The sequence below is a fragment of the Microcoleus sp. D2_18a_B4 genome, from assembly GCF_036702475.1.
Classification (GTDB): domain Bacteria; phylum Cyanobacteriota; class Cyanobacteriia; order Cyanobacteriales; family Microcoleaceae; genus Microcoleus.
The window spans coordinates 116,958-131,919 of the sequence record NZ_JAUBTL010000002.1 but is presented as its reverse complement, the minus strand read 5'-3'; the positions used below and the strand labels follow the sequence as shown (position 1 = coordinate 131,919).

The following is a 14,962-nucleotide window of genomic DNA, read 5'->3' as shown; positions in this document are numbered from 1 at the left end:
TAATCTTCATACCTCTGTTAATTATCTATATTTTTGAGCCTAAATAATTGTGTTTATTATCATACATATTTGTATTTGAGATCATAGGTAAGAGTGTTTGCAGTCACAGCAAATTGTGACCGAAAGCATCCCGGATACAAGCCCCCGGATTCATTCCGAAAGCAGACTCAGGACGGAAAAATAAAAAACCTGTATCCGATAAGCCAGCCCCCGAATTTATCCCTGGGGTCAATGCTTCAATGCTTCAATTCTAAAATCTAAAATCTAAAATCTAAAATCGATTGACTTGTATCATATTGTGCCAGAAGTTCGAGCATCTTGTTCCCTAGAGATAAAATGCTATACATTTAGATTGGATATTTCGGGCGATGCTCAAAGCCACCCCACAAGAGTTTAATTATTTATTGACCGATAATTTAAAGGCTGATTAACTTAATATAGGCAAATGAGCATTCTGCTCAAACTCCTAAAAAATACTTTTTACAAAATCGCGGTTATCCATGCAAATCAGTCCTAGACGCATAGGAGTCTCCCAACCAGGTTTCTTCGGAGATTCATCGCTGAGCAACAAAAATTTTTCTGAGAAACCCGGTTTCTTTAACCCTTGCTTTTATTGGTTCTTCCCTCTTTTCTCTTCCCTCTTCTTATTCCTTCTGGGAGCATCTCATATTTGTAAAAACACTTATTATGGCTCCTTCCTTCTTCCTCCTTCCTTCTTCCTTCTTCTTCTTTCCTCCTGACTCCTGACTCCTGGCTCCTGGCTCCAATTTCTAGCGGAGGGCTGCTTTCATTGAGATGCTCCCTTCCTTCTTCCTTCTTCCTGCAGCCATAAGTCTCCAAATGACAATTTCCAATTCTCAGAATTGCCTTTAGGTGCGTTGTGAGTTACTCTATCTTTTGGATCAGTTAACACAATTATAGGAGTTAATCTTGGAACGGACTTTTTTAGCGATTAAGCCCGACGGCGTACAACGCGGACTCGTCGGCGAAATTATCGGTCGTTTTGAAGCCAAGGGCTTTAAGCTAGTTGGTATGAAGCTAATGACGGCGAGTCGCGAACTAGCGGAACAACATTATGATGTTCACAAAGAAAAAGCCTTCTTTGCTGGATTGGTAAACTTTATCACTTCAGGCCCTGTTGTGGCGATGGTGTGGGAAGGCGACGGCGTTGTGGCGTCGGCGAGAAAAATCATTGGCGCAACAAATCCTCTGAATGCAGAACCGGCGACAATTCGGGGCGATTTTGCCGTCAATGTCGGCCGTAATCTGATTCACGGTTCTGATGCTGTCGAGACTGCCCGTGCGGAAATTAGCCTTTGGTTCAAGGAAGAAGAATTGAGTGCTTGGACACCTTCTTTAACTCCTTGGATTGTGGAATAATTTTGATATTCTCCCGATGGTTAATCGGGAGATATAGCCTTTCTCAGTAACATGAGGTGCACGCTTGATAAGCGGGCATAGGGCATAGGGCATAGGGCATAGGGCATAGGGTATACCTCACCAAGATTGAGAACTGCTATAGCCTTTCTCAGATAGATGATATCGATTCCGGTTGCAGCCTCCGTAATTGTTGAATGTTGACTGTTGACTGTTGACTGTTGATTGTTGACTGTTGATTGTTGACTGTTGACTGTTGACTCGATGTTAAAAAAATGAAAATTGCGCGAATTATTTATTGGCAGCTTGATTAGACTTTACGCCCGACGATGAAGCGCGGATTTGAGATCATTCCGGGGTAGCCGGAATTGATATGAAATATCATGTCGCTGACTCACTCATCACCGTAAAATATAGAAGAGTTTGAGATTTTTACTCGTTACCAGGAGCTTCTTGGTAACGAGAAGAAAAAACGTTAATCGGAACTTAAAAACTCCAGATAATTATTAGTCAATTCTTTGACTGCTAATTCGTAAAACTGCTGACCGTGTTCGGGGGTTGCTAAACCCGGATTTGAACCCATTCTCCCGTCGGGAAATCGGCGGCGGAAGTCAGCAGCACCGAAAATTTTGTGCCCGGAAGCGACTTCTTCCGAAAGCGGAGCTTGCTTGATTGCTTCTGGATAAAGGTACTGGGTTAAGGCGATTTCGCTGGGGGTGGCGTGGGAACCTTCTTGGTTTCCGTACAATTCTTTTGCTAGTTTGTAGACTGAGCCGCACATGAACCAGTTGCCGATTTGACACTGGATTCGATCGGCATTCGGTAAATTTAAGTCAGACAAATGCGCGTAAGTCTCGGAAAATGCTGCTTTCATGGTGGCAATGTTGCCACCGTGACCGTTGATGAAGAAATATTTCTCAAATCCCGCTTTTGCCAAAGATGTGATGTAATCCCTGATTACCAGTATCAGCGTCTGCGGTCGGAGGCTGATTGTGCCGGGAAAGCTGGTGTGGTGCAAGGCCATCCCTACATTAATTGTCGGGCCGATTAAGGCATTGGCAGCTTCGCCGACACCGCGGGCGATCGCCTTGGCAGCAATGGCGTCAGTCCCGATCAAGCCGGTGGGCCCGTGCTGTTCGGTGGAGCCGATCGGGATAATTATGCCTCGGGAGCTTTCGAGATAAGCTTCTACCTCGGGCCAGGTACTCAAATGCAGCAACATGATAGGCAGTCTACAGAATTTTTACTTGCTATCGTCGATCGTAGCCGGCACAGGAAAAACAGGACTTTGGGCCAGTTTATTATTGTATTATTAAAAAAAGCTCTAAAGTGCGATCGCAACTTTACCGTTATATTACTTAACGTTAATAATTTAACCAATTGATTACCAAAATTTTACCTTTTAATAACCTTTTAAGAGTAGTATAACAAGCATCTCCCTATAGATTGGGTGTTACGTGGTCAATTAACAGCGGGCAATGTTTTATGAAATTAACACCGACCCCGAAAAATGACCAGACTTCTGTGGCCTGGACGCAGGCAGACAGCGCGGTTCCGGCAACTGCTCTACGGCTGTATTCCTTGCATGAGCAAGTAGCAAAGGTCGAGCGCGTGTCTGTGGCATGGACTGGCGAAGGATTCTAAGCGATCGAACAAATGGCGATCGTACAAACGATCGCAGCGCGAGAGTACCTCAGCTACTGAAGAAGGTACCTCGCGCTAGCCACATACAAACATCACTCCCACTGATATTTATGTCTTCTGCTGAATTAAGCGAAAGTCCTTCAAGGTTGGCTGTTGGACAAGCCGGCCGTATCTTGTTATTGGAAGGTGAAGACCTGTTGCGGGAAATGCTAGCTTTAGCCCTTAAAGAACAGGGCTACGAGGTGGTGGTTACTAGCGACGGGCGCAACGCTCTGCCTTCTGTACAGGCTGCTTCGTCATACCACGGTGAATTTGCCTTTAACCTGTTAATTATGGATTCAATTAACGGTTTGGATCTGTGTCGAATGTTACGGCATCAAGGAAATCCCGTCCCTATTTTGATTATCGGTGCTAGAGGAAGTGCCAACAATTGCGCTTTTTACCTAGAAGCCGGATCGGATGATTATCTGACCAAGCCTTTTGGAATGCGGGAGTTTATCGCTCGCTGTCGGGCGCTGATGCGGCGCCAGCGCCTCAGTCGGTTACCGGAAGCGAGGACGCTGCAATATAAGAGCATAACTCTGTATCCTGAAGAGTGCCGCGTGTTGGTTCGTGGTCTGGAAGTGAAATTTTCTCCTAAACAGTTTCGCTTACTAGAACTATTTATGAGTAATCCCCGGCGAGTTTGGTCTCGCGATCAGTTGCTGGAAAAAATTTGGGGTCAAGATTTTATCGGAGACAGCAAAACAGTTGACGTTCACATCCGCTGGCTGCGCGAAAAGTTGGAAATCGATCCGGGCCAACCGGAATATATCATTACGGTACGCGGGTTCGGCTATCGATTTGGTTGAATTTTTAAATCAGTTGTACGGTGGCAAGTTGCCGTCGAATAGACAAATAAGGACACAACATTGTTGTGTCCTTATTTGTCTATGGAGGGTGTGCAATACAATAGCTTGGAGGTGCAACCAGTAGAGCTCTTCCAGCGACTGTTGCCGTTCTCTTTTACCGTGGGCGAGCTGTATAAACTCACATCTTGCACCATTCTCAGGAACAGGCAAGATGCCTGTTCCACAAACAGTGAATTTTCTTGTGGAACAGGCATCTTGCGTCAGGAACAGGCAAGATGCCTGTTCCACAAAGAGTAAATTTTCTTGTGGAACAGGCATCTTGCCTGTTCATAAAAAGCTTATTGATAATGGTTCAACATCTCAGCATAAATTAAAACTCCCCTGTCCACTCCCAACAATGAAGTTTCCAGCAATCTCCTGGAACCGCAACAGCCGCCACCATATCTGAACAGGGAATTAATTCAATTAAAGACCATCTCGATGCTTCTTCGGGGTTGTCTTCAACATTTAACAGCGCTGCAGGTTCTCCTGGTGCGAGGCTGACATCAAACTGATTCAGGGGAATAGAAAGTCCTTTACCAACTGCTTTGATATAGGCTTCTTTGCGAGTCCAGCCGGTGAAAAAAGCGCGGGGTTGGATCTGTTCAGGGAGCGAACGCAACACAGAATTTTCTAATGGTGAAAAAAACTTTTCAGCAATTTCTAGGCAAGGAAAGTTGGGATTTATTCCTTCAATATCGACACCAATATCTCGATTTTTGGTAATCGCAATTAGAGCCATGTTTCCTGAGTGAGACACATTGAAACGGAGGGAATTTCCACCTTGGGCGACGATGAGAGAGGGTTTGCCGTAGGGATTGTAGTCAAAGCGCAAAATGTGAGGATTTATGTTAAGATAGCGACTCAGAATCGCTCTGAGTGCGCCACGACTCACAATAAATTGCGATCGACCTTTGGGAAAGTGAAAACCCTCAGCTTTTGTCCGCTCATCGTTAGAGAGAGTCTGTTGTAAACTCTCCAAGCAAGATTCTGTTTGAGCCAGAGACACGCGCCAAACATGAATTTCGCCCAGCTCCAATGTCAAGTCTAGCGGTGGGGAATTCCACGAATCAAAAGCAGCAATCATGTATTTATCTTCTTTTCTGAGTCACCTCATCCAGCATTCCCAGAAACAGGCAAGATGCCTGTTCTACTTTTGTTCTACTTTGAGAAAGAGGCAAGATGCCTGTTCTACAACAGATGAATTTCAATCGCAAGGGTCAATTAATCCAGGTTTGTACAACTTTTCCTGCTAATTCCTGTCCCAACCAAGGTGTATTTGCCGATCGCGACTTCAGACTTTGCCCGTCAACAGTCCAACTCATTTGCGGGTCGAACAAAATCAGCTCAGCAGAGACTCCTGGTGCAACAGTGGCGGGGGTTTGCTTGAGACAAACGGCCGGCCGGGTACTCAAAACTCGCCACAGTTCCAAAGCCGAAAAATCGCCCGTTTCTACCAGTCCGTGCCATAGCAAAGGCAAAGCTAATTCCAAGCCGATCGCCCCCGGCGGACTATCAGCAAAAGCCACAGTTTTCTCCTCATAAGTATGCGGGTTGTGGTCGATCGCGATCGCATCAATTACACCATCTTTCACAGCTTCAATCAGCGCTAATTGGTCGTTAAGATTGCCCAGCGGCGGTTCTAGGTGTAAATTCGGATCGTAGGCCAACGAAGCAGTCAGAGCATTTCTCCCGCCGGAATCTTGAGAGTTTCCTGAAATTGCCCCGACATTCAACAGTAAGTGCATCCAAGTCACACTCGCAGTCACCGGCAAACCCCGCGCCTTCGCATCTCGAATCAATTCCACGCTGCGCGCCGTGGAAACGCGCATAATGTGCACCGGAGTTCCCGCAGATGCCACCAACTCCAGCAAACCCGCCAAAGCCGAAGTTTCCGCACTCGCCGGAATTCCCGGTAAACCCAACCGCACGGACACCGCACCCTCCCGCGCCGCGCCATTTCCTGCCAAAGTTCGATCGCACGGCCACAAAGCCACAGACTTGCCCAAAGGCTGGATATACTCAAGCAAACGCCTCACCAGAGCCGGATTAGACAGCGGCAAACCGTCCGCAAAACCCACCACTGCACAGGAGGCCAGCTCGCCCAACTCGGCCATCTGCTGCCCTTTAACGCCCGCTGTCAGCGCACCCCAAAAATACAAGCGGGGCAGCCCAGGCGACAAATTGCGGATATATTGCTGCAACAAAGCTAAACCGGCCAAATTGTCAACAGGCGGCGACGTATCCGGCAAAATCGCCAGCCGCGTAAAACCGCCAGCCGCCGCAGCCTGCATCAAGGATTCTAGGGTTTCCCGATCCTCAAAACCCGGTTCTCCGCTGTGGCTGTAGATATCTGTTAATCCCGGCCCCAAAATCAGTCCCTGGCAATCCCGCACTTCTGTGTCAGCGGGAAACTCAGCAATTTTTTCCTCAACTGCTTTGATATTACCTTCAGCAATCAGAATATCAGCGATGCGATCGCTCCCTGAAACTGGATCTAGCACTCGTACATTTTGTAGCAGTTCGCGGCTCATATAACAGAAGGAAGTTCGGCAACGGATTATGTAACGGATGTAACGGATGTCAGGAAGAAGGAAGAAGGAAGAAGGAAGAAGGAAGAAGGAAGAAGCAATCCACCGCATTAGTTTCAGGAATTAAGAACTTCCTAAGCATCGGGCGCGATTGTTATCAAAATTCAAACATTTTTTAGGCGCGAACTCGTAGCGGTGGGCAGTGGTGTTAACTTAAGCCTAAAAGCTTTGATAAATTTCGCTTTGACACGAGTCTCGATCCCCCTAACTCCCCCTTAAAAAGGGGAGTAGGGGTTGACTTTAAGAAGGCTCCTGTCCCCCCCTTCGTAGGGGCGGTGCCCCCGTGCCCGCCCTTGGCTAGGGGGGATCGAAGGCCTAATCGTCAAACAGCAGACTGGTAATACGTCTACGGGTTCGCGCCCAGCACTTTACCGATTACAGTGCTCCGGCTGCTGTTTTGTCAAAAACGCCGCCGCTCAAATGAGTTGTGACATTCATCGCTTGTAATACCGGCAAACCATCGGGGCCGTGGGGATAATCAATCACGCTAACGGCTCCGTTTCCTTGTTTGAACTTCCAGAAATGTTCTGGTTCCAAACCGAATAGGTGGCAGAGAATAGCTTTGTTAATGGCATCGTGAGCAACGACAATCCCAGTACCAGAAACAGATTGTACGATTTCTCGCCAAGCTGCGATCGCCCGATCCCAAACGTGCTGCAAATTCTCTCCTTCGGGCATTTGGACTTTTTCAGGAGATGTTTTCCATTCGTGTAGCAAACCCGGATAGGATTGTTCTATTTCTGATTCAAATTTTCCTTCCCAAAGTCCGTGGCTAATTTCTCTCAAGTCGTCGCGGAGTTCTAGTTGCAAACCGCCGTGATGTTGGAGAATAATTTCCGCAGTTTCTTTCGGGCGCAGCATCGAACTGCTAATCGCAAAATCTAATTTTACGTCCTTGAGAAATTCTGCTGCTCGCCTGGATTGTTCGCGGCCGTTATCGTTGAGAGGTACGTCTATTTGCCCCTGAAATTTACCTGCTTTATTCCAGTCGGTTTCGCCGTGACGCACCAGCAACAATCGCGGGCCTTGGTGTCCGTCCCTCGGTTTGGGAAAAATTTCCCCGGTATGGGAAGTTAAATTCAGCGATTCTAATTGAACTGCAACTTTCTTTTTTTGCTCTCCGAGTTCGTTGTTAGTAACAGGGGAAGTTCCAAAATTAATGACGCTAATTCCGCAATTTGACTGTTGAATTGATTGATAGTAATCCGGGGTGATTTCCGAGGCTGTGGCGATAAGAGCGCGGTTGATTCCGTTGTGACCTATTACTAGAATTGTGCCGTCTTGGTGGCGCGATAAAAGTTCTTGCCAAAAATGACGAGCGTTAGCAAAAATTGCCAATACGGGAAAGTGTTCGATTTCTCCGTCAGCAGATGGCAGTTTCATGGAAAATTTGTCTGGCTGTCTTTGCCACTGCTGATATGCTTCGGGGAATTTGTCGATCGCATCTTGGCGTAGCATTCCTTCCCACAGAGGCAAATCGATTTCCATCAAATTATCAGTTGGCTGGAGTTGTGGCGGATTTGTCAAGCGCGACAGGATGATTTCCGCTGTTTCTTTGGCTCGTTGCAGGGGACTGGTATAGGCGGCATCAAAGGCGATACTGCTGAGTGTGTCGCCTACTTGCAGGGCGGCGCTGCGGCCTGCTTCTGTCAAAATTGATTTATCGAGGCGGCCTTGGATGCGGCGTTCTTGATTGTAGGTGCTTTTGCCGTGACGGACTAAGATAATGCGAGTCATTCGATTTTAGATTTTAGATTTTAGATTTTAGATTTAGCCTGCTACCCCGCTGCGGTTGCGCCGTGCGGATATTACCTCATACATCGCGGGTGCTTATGCCGCACTACTCCTGTATGGTGCGCCATAAGCACCGTTGGGCTAAGGTGTGAACCTTACGTATACATGGCGGAGCGAGGATTTGTGGCGTAAGTCTTGTTGAGGAGAGTCAAAAAGATGAGCCAGTGAAATTTTACCAGTTGTCGGGATACTCTCGTCTGCAACGACCTATGATGAAAGACGGAAAAGATTTAGCCACGGATTCGCGCGGGACGGAAAAGCAGGAATGACACTGAAGCGGGTTATTTTAGGTATTTTAACGGCGATCGCGATCGCCCTGGTCGGTTTATCTTTACTTGCTAGTTGGAATCAGCCGCAAATTCAAAGCCGGCTGGAACTCTACCAGACAAATTTGCTGCTGCACGCCTCGGAGTGGCAAGGAGAAAATAATCAGAGTGATAATTTAAGTTCGGCGCGCACCAATATTGTCGGTGCAGATCCTTTAAATACGGCTTTGACGCAATATCAAGAAGCGCGAGACTCGACTCGCAAAACTCTCGAAACATCTCAAGCACAAGTTAAAGAAATTCAGTCTGTCATTGCCTCTAAGTCTGAGGATAATACTCTGAATTTGGCTCAAAATAAGGCGGCGTCCGAGTCGATAAAGCAACAGTCAGTGCTGCTAAACGAACTTGACTTGCGATTGGGAATTTTGCAGGCAAGCAGTGGCAAAACTGAGGCTGCTCTCCAAAGTTGGAAAAATTTAGTTGAGCGCTACAAAACTAAAAGTGATGATGATTCTTCGGTGGAAACTGCTCAAGTTTTAACGGGAATTTGGAGCAATCCGGCTCAACTGCTGCCGGATGCCGAGCCGCGCATTCAAAAGTCTTTGGATGGCTGGTTTCGCTATCGCGCTCTAGCTCAACTTTACAAGCTGCAAGAACGTTCTAAAGAGCTGGCGGCGCTGCAAGCAGCAGAGCAAGTAACGGCCCAGCAAGCTGTAGAAAAGTTGGCAATTATAGTGGGCGTTCCGGCGATCGCACTTTGTATTGGTACGGTTTTGCTGGTTGGTTTGACCGTGCAGTGGCTGTTGCAGCGGAAGCAGTTAGATACAGCAGGTTCCGGCCCGGTGTTGGCGCGAAATGCGAGCTTGACTTGGGATGTACCTTGGGACGGCGAGATTGTTTGGCAGGTACTGGTGGTCGGCTTTTTCTTTGTCGGGCAAATCTTGATTCCCTATTTGTTGCTGCCAGTTTCTCTGGCTGTTTTAAAACTCAATCCTGCTACTTTTGACCCGCGCGACAAGGCTTTTTATATCTTTGCTACTTATTTGTTGCTGTCGGGTGGGGGGCTTTCGGTACTGTATTTTTCGGTCAAGTCTTTTTTGCCTTTGCCGGAAGGTTGGTTTCGGATTAATTGGCGGGGAAGTTGGTTTTTGTGGGGTTTTGGCGGCTATTTTGTTGCTTTGCCTTTGGTAGTTTTGGTGTCGCTGATTAATCAGCAATTGTGGCAGGGACAAGGTGGCAGTAATCCGATTTTGCCAATCGTTCTCGAAGGTAGGGACAACGTGGCTTTGGCGGTGTTTTTCGGCACTGCTGCGATCGCGGCTCCGGTTTTTGAGGAAATTGTGTTTCGGGGCTTTCTGCTGCCTTCTCTGACTCGCTATTTGCCTGTTTGGGGGGCGATCGCAGCTTCTGCTTTCTTGTTTGCTGTGGCTCACTTGAGTGTCTCGGAGATTCTGCCTTTGGCGACTTTGGGTGCGGTTTTGGGGTTTGTGTACACGCGATCGCGCAATCTCCTTGCTCCTATGCTTCTCCACAGTCTTTGGAACAGCGGTACTCTGCTGAGTCTGTTTCTTTTGGGCGGCGGCGCGAGTTAATTCGGGCGGTTGTTAATAATTGTGAATTAATCGAGTTTTTGGCAAGAGCGATCGTCAGGGCGATCGACTCTTGCCAAAAACACCAGTAGGGTGTTCGGTGCGCCCCTTATATCTAGCCCGGTAAAATAACCGGAATTTCATTAGGGGCGGGTTCACCCTAATCTGTAATCTCAGCCACAGATCCAGATAGACCCGCCCCGGTCGCTTATTTTAGCGGAAAAACAGGGTTTAACATGGAAGTAATATCTTGTCGGCTGAGGATTGAGAGACTGACGCGGGCGATCGAACCAAGCGGAAGTTGACAATCCGGCTAATTTATAGGTAAATTTTAATTTAGGATGAGGCTTAAACCCCATGAGCAATTTGAACAGCCACAAGTTAGAGGGAACGCCGAGTTGGATGCGTTTCGCACCCTACGCAGCCTTGGGTCTGTTAATATTTTCTTTCAATTCAGGCAGCGAACTCAATTATTTCTTGAGAGGCTACTTGGTGATTATGCAGGCTCAAGTCGGTATAGTTCTGCTGTATTTTGCGATGTCTAAGTTTCGCAAAAACCCAAATAAATGAGGAAAATTTAGTAAAATTACTTAGCTCGATCGTTCAAGGTCGCGCATTCAAAGTCGATCGCGGAAGTTAAAATAAAAAACTGGAGAAAGTAAAAATGGTAAAAGATAAAAGCGTAGCAGTTGTGTTAGCTTTCTTTGTAGGAGGTTTCGGTGTTCACAAATTTTATTTGGGCAATAACTTAGCAGGGGTATTATACTTGCTATTTTCTTGGACATTAATTCCGTCAGTGATCGCATTTTTCGATTTTATCGGCCTGCTGCTGATGTCGGAACAAGCTTTTCAGGTTCAGTACAATGGTGGCACGTTGCCGTCGGGGTATGCCCTCAGAGCGGCAAAAGATGTAACCGGGGCGATCGGCGAATTGAAAAAACTTTACGATATGGGCGCAATTACGGCCGAAGAATATGAAGAAAAACGCCAAAAACTGCTGCGAGAATTGTAATTAAGAAGGAAGTTCGGCAACGGATTATGTAACGGATGTAACGGATGTAACGGATGTCAGGAAGAAGCAAGTTCGGCAACGGATTATGTAACGGATGTAACGGATGTAACGGATGTCAGGAAGAAGCAAGTTCGGCAACGGATGTAACGGATGTAACGGATGTCAGGAAGAAGGCAGAAGGAAGAAGAAAGCTCACTTTAAAAAAGTGGGATTGAAATAAGTAAGTGTGAGAGCACAACTATTTAAGGATAAAATTAAAGTGTCTCAAGATTTATACTGGCTGCGTCAAACTCCAAACTGGGTGTGGTATTCTTTTATTCCCTACTTCGGCGGATTGGCGATCGCCTATGCAGGCCAAAAGTCAAATATTCGCAGTTGGATGGGATGGGGTGTTGCCATTACTTTAGCAGCACTAGCGGTATCTTCTTCAACTAATTTGGGTACGATCGTTTGGATTGCTCAAATTGTCACTGCTTTTAGTTTGAAAAAGCGCTATCTGATCAAAACTGCACCCAGAGGTTTACTGGTTCCTGCAAGTCCGACGAATGCCGAAGAACTGGCAAACGTGCGCGGCAAAATAGATATTAATGAGTGTACCAAAGACGATATGGTCAGAATCTTGGGTTTGCCGATCGTCTACGCCAACGATATTGAATCTCTGCAAAACGAAGGCTACATTTTTACCCACGCCGAAGAGTTATCAGAAATAGCCGGAGTTCCCGAAAGTCACGTTCGACGCATCGCCCCGATGATTTGCTTCAGCTACAATTATCAAAAAGAATTGCAGTTTACTTGGAAACGGTTAAATATTCTTTCGCCGGAAGAGTTAATCGCCAGCGGTTTAGATAGATATGTTGCGGAAAAAATAGTTAGAGAAAGGCAGAGAAAAGGCGCTTACAAATCAGTTGTCGAAGTAAAGCGGCGGACGGGACTGCCTTTTGATTCCTATCGCCATATTTGTTAATTTGCATATGATTCAAGGGTAGTATGGCAAAAAACTCGATCGCCTCCTGGTAATTGACATTAAATGCACCTGCTGGCAAAAATCTCCCCCAGCAGGCGGGCAAGCGCGAAATTATAAAAAAAAGTATTTATAGCAATCCTAAGTGATTTTCTAGATATGTAAAATCTGAAAGTCTTGCTATATAAGAAGTCTAGGAAGACAAGAAGGCGTGGTGTTGTGAGACTCAGATCGGATTGCTATATCAAAAAACTGGGTTTAAAACCCCGTCCTTCTAGGACGACTTTTATGTAAACTTTTGTTGTACCACCTCTTACTTTGTGCCAGATGATGTAGCATAAGGTGGGAGGTAAAACAATGCTAGTCTTCGAGTTAAAAGCTTACGGAAAATCAAGCCAGTTCACGGCAGTAGACGAAGCAATTCGCACTGCCCAGTTTGTTCGCAATAGTTGTTTACGCTATTGGATCGACAACAAAAAAGTGAACAAGTACGATTTGAACAAATACTGTGCGGTATTGGCAGCATCGTTTCCGTTTGCTGATGAACTCAATTCGCAGGCTAGGCAAGCTAGCGCCGAACGTGCTTGGTCTGCTATCTCCCGATTCTACGACAACTGTAAAAAAGGAACTCCCGGCAAAAAAGGGTATCCAAAATTCCAGAAAGACTGTCGTTCTGTCGAGTATAAATCGACTGGCTGGAAACTTGCAGACGACAGGAAATCGATTAAATTTAGCGACAAAAAAGGAATTGGCAAGCTCAAGCTAAAAGGTACACGCGATCTGCACTTCTACCAAATCAACCAAATTAAACGGGTTCGATTAGTAAAACGTGCAGACGGTGTATACGTCCAATTCTGTATCGATGTCGATAGAAAGGAAAACACGGAGCCCTCTGGCAATACCATCGGACTAGACGTTGGGTTGAAAGAATATTACACCGATTCAAACGGAGTTACGGTGGAAAATCCTAGATTCCTGAGAAAAGGTGAGAAAGTTCTCAAGCGTTGTCAGCGTCGCGTATCCAGAAAAACTAAAGGTTCCAAAAATAGAGGCAAAGCTAGACAGATTTTAGGTAAGCAGCATCTCAAAATAAGTAGACAACGCAAAGATCATGCAATAAAACTTGCACGGTGCGTAGTGAGCGTCAAGCGACTTGATAGCCTACGAAGATTTGAGAATCAAGAATATGGTGCAAAATCATTGCTTAGCTAAGTCTATTAACGACGCATCTTGGTATCAGTTCCGCATCTGGCTTGAATATTTTGGAAAAGTATTTGAGCGGGTAACGGTTGCGGTAAATCCGCAATATACCAGCCAAGAATGCTCTAACTGCGGAGAAGTTGTTAAGAAAACGCTGTCCACAAGAACGCACGTCTGCAAGTGCGGGTGTACCTTGGATAGAGATTTCAATGCAGCCAAAAACATCCTAAGTCGAGGATTGGGTACGGTAGGGCATACCGGAACCTTTGCACTTGATGCAAGTAACGCTTTGGGAGAATCAATCTCTACTTTGGCTGGAGAAATCCTGTCTCAGCAAATTGACTCGTAGATCAAAGAATCTCTGTGGCTTTAGCCCGGAGAGTGTCAATGAAATGCAAAACGACACAATAGTAGCAGTACCGCTAACATCACATTATGTCTGACTCTCCTCCATCCCAAATCTCCCCAGAAGCTGCACCGGAAAGTGTTGCTACCGAAAACCGCAGTGCCAAAACTAGGCAACTGTTGGGCATGAAAGGGGCAGCTAGCGGGGAAACTTCCATCTGGAAGATTCGCTTGCAATTGATGAAACCGATTACCTGGATTCCCTTAATTTGGGGCGTGGTGTGCGGGGCGGCGTCTTCTGGAAACTATGTGTGGAACCTAGAGAATTTCTTGATCGCAGCCGCTTGTATGTTGATGTCAGGGCCGTTGTTGACCGGGTACACTCAAACTTTGAACGATTTTTACGATCGCGACATCGACGCCATTAACGAGCCCTACCGTCCGATTCCCTCCGGTATCATCTCGATTCCCCAAGTAGTAACGCAAATTTTGGTATTATTAGCCGCTGGTATTGGGGTGGCTTATGCTCTAGACTTGTGGGCGGGTCATGAATTCCCGATAATGACTGTTTTGACTCTCGGCGGCGCGTTTCTAGCTTATATCTACTCTGCGCCCCCGCTGAAACTCAAGCAGAATGGCTGGTTGGGAAATTATGCCTTGGGTGCTAGCTATATTGCCCTGCCTTGGTGGGCGGGTCAAGCTTTGTTTGGTACACTAGATCCCACGATTATGATCTTGACCCTGTTTTACAGTTTGGCTGGGCTGGGGATTGCGATCGTCAACGATTTCAAAAGTGTTGAGGGCGATCGGCAATTAGGGTTAAAATCTTTGCCAGTGATGTTTGGCATCAGCACCGCAGCTTGGATTTGCGTGTTGATGATCGACATCTTTCAAGCTGGGATTGCAGGCTACCTGATCAGCATCCACCAAAACCTTTACGCTGTCATTCTGCTGCTGCTGATAATTCCCCAAATTACTTTTCAGGATATGTACTTTTTGCGTAATCCCCTGGAAAATGATGTTAAATATCAGGCAAGTGCTCAGCCTTTCCTGGTTTTGGGTATGCTGGTAGCAGCCTTGGCACTGGGTCATGCGAGTTAAGCAGAGTTTTGAGGTTTGAGTTAAAAAATTTTGAATTCAAAAAATATAATTCACTTCTCAAAAAAATACCAAACTCTGCAGCGTTAAGAAAAGTTTTGAATTTTGAGTTGTGAATTAAAAACTTTTTAATTCAAAAAATCTAATTCAAGGCAGCGTGTTATTCAAGAAAAAATGTCGAATTAAAAATTAAGA

Annotated in this window: 13 protein-coding genes and 1 pseudogene; 9 read left to right on the top strand and 5 right to left on the bottom strand. The window is 46.2% G+C overall.

All coding sequences use genetic code 11. From position 1 onward, the window contains the following. Positions 1-597 precede the first annotated feature (597 nt). Positions 598-840, bottom strand: coding sequence for a hypothetical protein (locus QUB04_RS01955; protein ID WP_333280392.1), 243 nt, complete (start codon positions 838-840; stop codon positions 598-600). 90 nt (positions 841-930) lie between these two features. On the opposite strand from QUB04_RS01955, the gene ndk reads away from it, so the two are divergent. Continuing rightward, positions 931-1,380, top strand: coding sequence for a nucleoside-diphosphate kinase (ndk, locus tag QUB04_RS01950; RefSeq protein WP_333280390.1), 450 nt, complete (start codon positions 931-933; stop codon positions 1,378-1,380). A 472-nt stretch (positions 1,381-1,852) separates the two neighbouring features. Here the strand turns inward: ndk and QUB04_RS01945 are convergent, their stop codons facing one another. Next, on the bottom strand, positions 1,853-2,599 hold the full coding sequence (locus QUB04_RS01945; protein ID WP_333280388.1) for a creatininase family protein: 747 nt from the start codon (positions 2,597-2,599) through the stop codon (positions 1,853-1,855). Positions 2,600-3,131: 532 nt separating this feature from the next. Here QUB04_RS01945 and QUB04_RS01940 point away from each other — a divergent pair. Continuing rightward, positions 3,132-3,872 (top strand): response regulator transcription factor, encoded by a 741-nt coding sequence (locus tag QUB04_RS01940; RefSeq protein ID WP_333280518.1) that lies wholly within the window; start codon positions 3,132-3,134, stop codon positions 3,870-3,872. A gap of 370 nt (positions 3,873-4,242) precedes the next feature. Here the strand turns inward: QUB04_RS01940 and QUB04_RS01935 are convergent, their stop codons facing one another. The 3 genes from QUB04_RS01935 to QUB04_RS01925 form a co-directional block, all read right to left on the bottom strand. Further along, positions 4,243-4,998 (bottom strand): 4'-phosphopantetheinyl transferase superfamily protein, encoded by a 756-nt coding sequence (locus QUB04_RS01935; protein ID WP_333280386.1) that lies wholly within the window; start codon positions 4,996-4,998, stop codon positions 4,243-4,245. A gap of 133 nt (positions 4,999-5,131) precedes the next feature. Next, positions 5,132-6,445, bottom strand: a complete 1,314-nt coding sequence (locus QUB04_RS01930) for a dihydroorotase (RefSeq protein ID WP_333280384.1) — start codon at positions 6,443-6,445, stop codon at positions 5,132-5,134. A 432-nt stretch (positions 6,446-6,877) separates the two neighbouring features. Continuing rightward, positions 6,878-8,239, bottom strand: coding sequence for a histidine phosphatase family protein (locus QUB04_RS01925; RefSeq protein WP_333280382.1), 1,362 nt, complete (start codon positions 8,237-8,239; stop codon positions 6,878-6,880). 322 nt (positions 8,240-8,561) lie between these two features. Between QUB04_RS01925 and QUB04_RS01920 the strand changes: the two genes are divergently transcribed. The 7 genes and pseudogenes from QUB04_RS01920 (at position 8,562) to chlG (ending at position 14,770) form a co-directional block, all read left to right on the top strand. Continuing rightward, entirely contained in the window at positions 8,562-10,154 is a 1,593-nt protein-coding gene (locus QUB04_RS01920; protein WP_333280380.1) for a CPBP family glutamic-type intramembrane protease, read from the top strand. 354 nt (positions 10,155-10,508) lie between these two features. Then, entirely contained in the window at positions 10,509-10,721 is a 213-nt protein-coding gene (locus tag QUB04_RS01915; protein WP_333280377.1) for a hypothetical protein, read from the top strand. A 94-nt stretch (positions 10,722-10,815) separates the two neighbouring features. After that, positions 10,816-11,163 (top strand): NINE protein, encoded by a 348-nt coding sequence (locus QUB04_RS01910; protein WP_006633318.1) that lies wholly within the window; start codon positions 10,816-10,818, stop codon positions 11,161-11,163. A gap of 53 nt (positions 11,164-11,216) precedes the next feature. Then, positions 11,217-11,378 carry a hypothetical protein gene (locus tag QUB04_RS01905; RefSeq protein WP_333280375.1) on the top strand — a complete coding sequence of 54 codons (162 nt, stop codon included), beginning with the start codon at positions 11,217-11,219 and terminating at the stop codon, positions 11,376-11,378. An 11-nt stretch (positions 11,379-11,389) separates the two neighbouring features. After that, positions 11,390-12,127: a helix-hairpin-helix domain-containing protein gene (locus QUB04_RS01900; RefSeq protein ID WP_333280372.1), complete on the top strand. Its 738-nt coding sequence runs from the start codon at positions 11,390-11,392 to the stop codon at positions 12,125-12,127. Between the two features lie 354 nt (positions 12,128-12,481). Beyond that, positions 12,482-13,673, top strand: a pseudogene (locus tag QUB04_RS01895) (RNA-guided endonuclease InsQ/TnpB family protein). A gap of 86 nt (positions 13,674-13,759) precedes the next feature. After that, complete coding sequence (gene chlG / locus QUB04_RS01890; RefSeq protein ID WP_333138645.1) at positions 13,760-14,770, top strand: chlorophyll synthase ChlG; 1,011 nt, start codon at positions 13,760-13,762, stop codon at positions 14,768-14,770. Positions 14,771-14,962 lie beyond the last annotated feature (192 nt).

Coding starts and splice junctions, on each gene's coding strand:
- QUB04_RS01945 (WP_333280388.1), bottom strand. CDS start 2,599: ATGTTGCTGCATTTGAGTACCTGGCCCGAGGTAGAAGCTTATCTCGAA.
- QUB04_RS01940 (WP_333280518.1), top strand. CDS start 3,132: ATGTCTTCTGCTGAATTAAGCGAAAGTCCTTCAAGGTTGGCTGTTGGA.
- QUB04_RS01935 (WP_333280386.1), bottom strand. CDS start 4,998: ATGATTGCTGCTTTTGATTCGTGGAATTCCCCACCGCTAGACTTGACA.
- QUB04_RS01930 (WP_333280384.1), bottom strand. CDS start 6,445: ATGAGCCGCGAACTGCTACAAAATGTACGAGTGCTAGATCCAGTTTCA.
- QUB04_RS01925 (WP_333280382.1), bottom strand. CDS start 8,239: ATGACTCGCATTATCTTAGTCCGTCACGGCAAAAGCACCTACAATCAA.
- QUB04_RS01920 (WP_333280380.1), top strand. CDS start 8,562: ATGACACTGAAGCGGGTTATTTTAGGTATTTTAACGGCGATCGCGATC.
- QUB04_RS01915 (WP_333280377.1), top strand. CDS start 10,509: ATGAGCAATTTGAACAGCCACAAGTTAGAGGGAACGCCGAGTTGGATG.
- QUB04_RS01910 (WP_006633318.1), top strand. CDS start 10,816: ATGGTAAAAGATAAAAGCGTAGCAGTTGTGTTAGCTTTCTTTGTAGGA.
- QUB04_RS01905 (WP_333280375.1), top strand. CDS start 11,217: ATGTCAGGAAGAAGCAAGTTCGGCAACGGATTATGTAACGGATGTAAC.
- chlG (WP_333138645.1), top strand. CDS start 13,760: ATGTCTGACTCTCCTCCATCCCAAATCTCCCCAGAAGCTGCACCGGAA.